7 protein-coding genes are annotated in these 3,337 nt (G+C 66.7%); 4 read left to right on the top strand and 3 right to left on the bottom strand.

The genetic code is table 11. From position 1 onward, the window contains the following. A partial coding sequence (locus A9X05_RS16415) for a DUF3556 domain-containing protein (protein ID WP_197499090.1) occupies nt 1–479 on the top strand: 479 nt, incomplete at its 5' end. 4 nt (nt 480–483) lie between these two features. Here the strand turns inward: A9X05_RS16415 and A9X05_RS16410 are convergent. After that, nucleotides 484–711 (bottom strand): DUF3618 domain-containing protein, encoded by a 228-nt coding sequence (locus A9X05_RS16410; protein ID WP_067760600.1) that lies wholly within the window; start codon nt 709–711, stop codon nt 484–486. 98 nt (nt 712–809) lie between these two features. Between A9X05_RS16410 and bcp the strand changes: the two genes are divergently transcribed. Then, nucleotides 810–1,283: a thioredoxin-dependent thiol peroxidase gene (gene bcp, locus A9X05_RS16405; protein ID WP_067760549.1), complete on the top strand. Its 474-nt coding sequence runs from the start codon at nt 810–812 to the stop codon at nt 1,281–1,283. 12 nt (nt 1,284–1,295) lie between these two features. Here the strand turns inward: bcp and A9X05_RS16400 are convergent, their stop codons facing one another. Beyond that, the gene (locus A9X05_RS16400; protein WP_068266392.1) at nt 1,296–1,652 is read right to left on the bottom strand and encodes an MmpS family transport accessory protein; all 357 of its coding nucleotides are present in this window, start codon (nt 1,650–1,652) and stop codon (nt 1,296–1,298) included. Nucleotides 1,653–1,855: 203 nt separating this feature from the next. Between A9X05_RS16400 and A9X05_RS16395 the strand changes: the two genes are divergently transcribed. Next, nucleotides 1,856–2,146 carry a hypothetical protein gene (locus A9X05_RS16395; RefSeq protein ID WP_067760545.1) on the top strand — a complete coding sequence of 97 codons (291 nt, stop codon included), beginning with the start codon at nt 1,856–1,858 and terminating at the stop codon, nt 2,144–2,146. 70 nt (nt 2,147–2,216) lie between these two features. Further along, entirely contained in the window at nt 2,217–2,711 is a 495-nt protein-coding gene (locus tag A9X05_RS16390; RefSeq protein ID WP_067760543.1) for a DUF3060 domain-containing protein, read from the top strand. A 24-nt stretch (nt 2,712–2,735) separates the two neighbouring features. On the opposite strand, the gene A9X05_RS16385 is transcribed toward A9X05_RS16390, so the two are convergent. Then, a partial coding sequence (locus tag A9X05_RS16385) for a M20/M25/M40 family metallo-hydrolase (protein ID WP_156736772.1) occupies nt 2,736–3,337 on the bottom strand: 602 nt, incomplete at its 5' end.

Raw genomic sequence — 3,337 nt, 5'->3', positions numbered from 1 at the left:
GCGCGCTGGGACCGATGTATCACCTACAGCTCGAGCGTCTCTACAAAACCAAAGAAGAGACCTTGGTCCCCATTCACCTCGCCTACGCCTTCCGAGGGATGAACACCCACGGCCGCGCGCTCTACACCCTGGTACACCGCGCTTTGGCCGGCTACGACGAGGCCGACTACAACCTCTGCGAAGGCGAGAATCTCTGCGCAATGGTGCTGGGCTGGAACTTCGGCGATGGGCACATGCACAACGAATGCCTCATCGAGGCGCTACAGCAGCGCTGCAACTTCGAGCCCGGTGACGTGCGGGTGGTGATCCTGGACGCGCAGCCCATCCACATCCAGCGTCAGGAGTACCGCCTGGTGGACGCGGCGACCGGCGAATTCGAGCGCGGCTACGTCGAGGTCGAGGACATGGCTACCACCCAGCCGTGGGCCGATGACCTCCCGGTGCACGTTCAGAGCGGCACGGGCGCCGGCATGACCTGACGGGTCAGCGGTTGCGCACCCGGTGCACCACGACCACGACGACGAGGACGCCGACGCCGGCCAGTGAGACCGTCACCGCGGGCTTCTTGACGAACGCGATCACCCGAACCTTGAGGTCGTCGGCGAGGCGGCGCGGGTTGGCGCGCACGGCAAGCGAGTCGACGGTGGCCGCCAGCTGGTCGCGGGCGACGTCGATGTCCCGCTTGATGGCCTCGGGGTCCCGGTCCGCCACGTGTCTGTCCTCCCAATCGGCCTGATGCACCTGAGGCACTACCCTAGATCAGCTGGCGATAACCCCAACGCTCCGGTGAACAGAAAGGGGCCTAGAAATTGGCCGAGACCACGCGGCTTGCGCCGGGCGACAAAGCGCCCCCCTTCAGCCTGCCCGACGCCGACGGCAATAAGGTGTCGCTGTCCGACTACAAGGACCGTCGCGTCATCGTGTACTTCTACCCCGCGGCCTCGACGCCGGGCTGCACGAAGCAGGCCTGCGACTTCCGCGACAACCTGCGCGAACTCGGCGACGCCGGCCTCGACGTCATCGGCATCTCCCCCGACAAGCCGGAGAAGCTGGCCAAATTCCGCGACGCCGAGAAGCTGACGTTCCCGCTGCTCTCGGATCCCGACCGCAAGGTGCTGACGGCCTGGGGCGCCTACGGCGAGAAGCAGATGTACGGCAGGACGGTGCAGGGCGTGATCCGCTCGACCTTCGTGGTGGACGAGAAGGGCAAGATCGCCGTCGCGCAATACAACGTCAAGGCCACCGGCCACGTGGCCAAGCTTCGGCGCGACCTGTCGGTGTGAACCGCGGAGCGGTTACGCGGCGCACTGCGCCAGGCCGGCTTCACCCGTGCCCGTCGTCGACTTGGTGTCCTTCACCGTCCCATTGACCGTGATCGTGCAGGTCGTCTTCTGACCGGTCGGGTTCGCGGCGACCGTCAGCACCGCCGCGGGACTGGTGTCCTTACTGGTGAACGAGATCGACCACGGCGCGGGCTGATTGGTCAGCATCTGCAGCGTGCCCGTCGCATCGATATACGACACCGCGGCCAACGGGGCGTCCGAGGTCACGGTGTACACCACCGCATCGCCCGGCGCGGCGACCGCACCCTGCGCCGTTAGCAGCGACGCTGAAACCAATGCCGCGGAGGCCGCAGCAAACTGTGTCTTCATCACTTGCTCCCTACTGCCCCCGCTGACCGGTACTTTGCGCCGGTTCGGGCGCTTCGGCAACTTTTGCACGCGGGGGTTGCCGTGAGGAGGTCGGCGGGCGGGCCGTCAGGCAAGTTGAGATCGGTAGCGGAAGCGAACGCCAAGAATTTCACCAGTGGTGCGCCGTAGCGTGCAGCACAATTGGCAACGGAAGGCTTTCTCATATGAACGGACCCCTCAGTCGCATCATCGGGGCGGCAATGATTTCCGGCGGCGTCGCGGCGGCCGCTATGGGCTTGGCCGCACGCGCCGAAGCTACGCCGCCGTCCTATTGGCATTACTGCCCCGGCCAGAAATGGGGATACACGGTTCCGATACCGCCCGGGTTCGACCTGAGCGTTTGTCATTGGTTCGCGGTGACCGCTGAAAGCACCCCGTCGGGCCCGGTGTATCACTTCCGGGAAGCTGACCCGTCCGAGGTGCCCGCGCCGGCACCCGGCTTCCCCTGGCCGTAACGGTCAGCCCGATGCCGGTGATCAGGGGCGACCATTGCACTCCACGCAGGCCGAGGCGGATCATTTAGCCGTGGACGCGGACGACCCCGAGCAATACATCCGCGACCTCGAGAACGGCTCCGGCACCGCGCCGGAGCCGTTCGCGGCGCCCAGTGGCGGACAGTTCGGCGGCCCGCGCTGGTTCGGCGAAATCGCGAAGCTTGCGAATACGTCGCGAGGCAAGTTGATGCTGGGGATGTGCGCGGTCGTGGCGGCGCTGGCGGTCGCGTTCTTCTTGAGCCACGCCGGCACCACCGTCCAAGGAAATCTGGTGATGATCAATAGCGGCGCGAAGACCACGATCGACTGCAACAACGGCAACCTGAAGCTGGACGGCGACAACAACACCTATACCGTCACCGGCCACTGCCAACGGCTCGAGGTCTTCGGCAGCGGAAATCATGTCGCACTCGACAGCGCCGACACCCTCGACGTTTTCGGCGACGACAACGCGGTGACCTATCACTCGGGTTCACCGAGAATCGAGAAGACGGGAAACAACAACGCCGTATCACAACGGCGGTAAAGCGTTGGTGCGGTAGGGCCGCCGTCAGGCCAGGCTGGCCAGCAGCAGCGCCTCGGCGATCGCGGCGCGTTCCAGCACGCCGAGGTGCAGGCTCTCGTTGATGCTGTGCGCCTGGGTGTTTGGGTCCTCGACGCCGGTGACCAGGATCTTGGCGTGCGGGAACGCCTCGGCGAATTCGGCGATGAACGGGATGGAGCCGCCCATGCCCATGTCGATCGGGTCGGTCCCCCAGGCCTGCCGGAACGCGGCCCGCGCGGCGTCGTACACCGGGCCGCTGGCGTCGATGGCGTAGGGCTCGCCAACGTCGCCGCGGGTGACGGTGACCCGTGCGCCCCAAGGTGCGTGCTCGCGCAGGTGCGAAGTCAACGCGTCCAGGTGCGCCTCGGCGTCGCCGCCGGGCGCAACCCGCATGCTGATCTTCGCCCGGGCACGCGGGATCAGCGTGTTCGACGCCTTGTCGATCGGCGTGGTGTCGATGCCGATCACGTTGATCGCCGGTTTGGCCCACAGCCGCTGCGGCGCCGGGCCCGAACCGATCTCGGACACCCCGTCCAGCAGCCCGGAGTCGGCGCGCACCCGCTCGGGCGGGTAATCCACGGCGGCGGCGGTGCTTTCGTGCAGGCCGG

Origin of the sequence: Mycobacterium sp. E3298 (assembly GCF_001666895.1) — a bacterium.
GTDB lineage: Bacteria > Actinomycetota > Actinomycetes > Mycobacteriales > Mycobacteriaceae > Mycobacterium.
The sequence above is the reverse complement of the archived record's forward strand: the minus strand, read 5'-3'. Positions and strand labels throughout refer to the sequence as shown.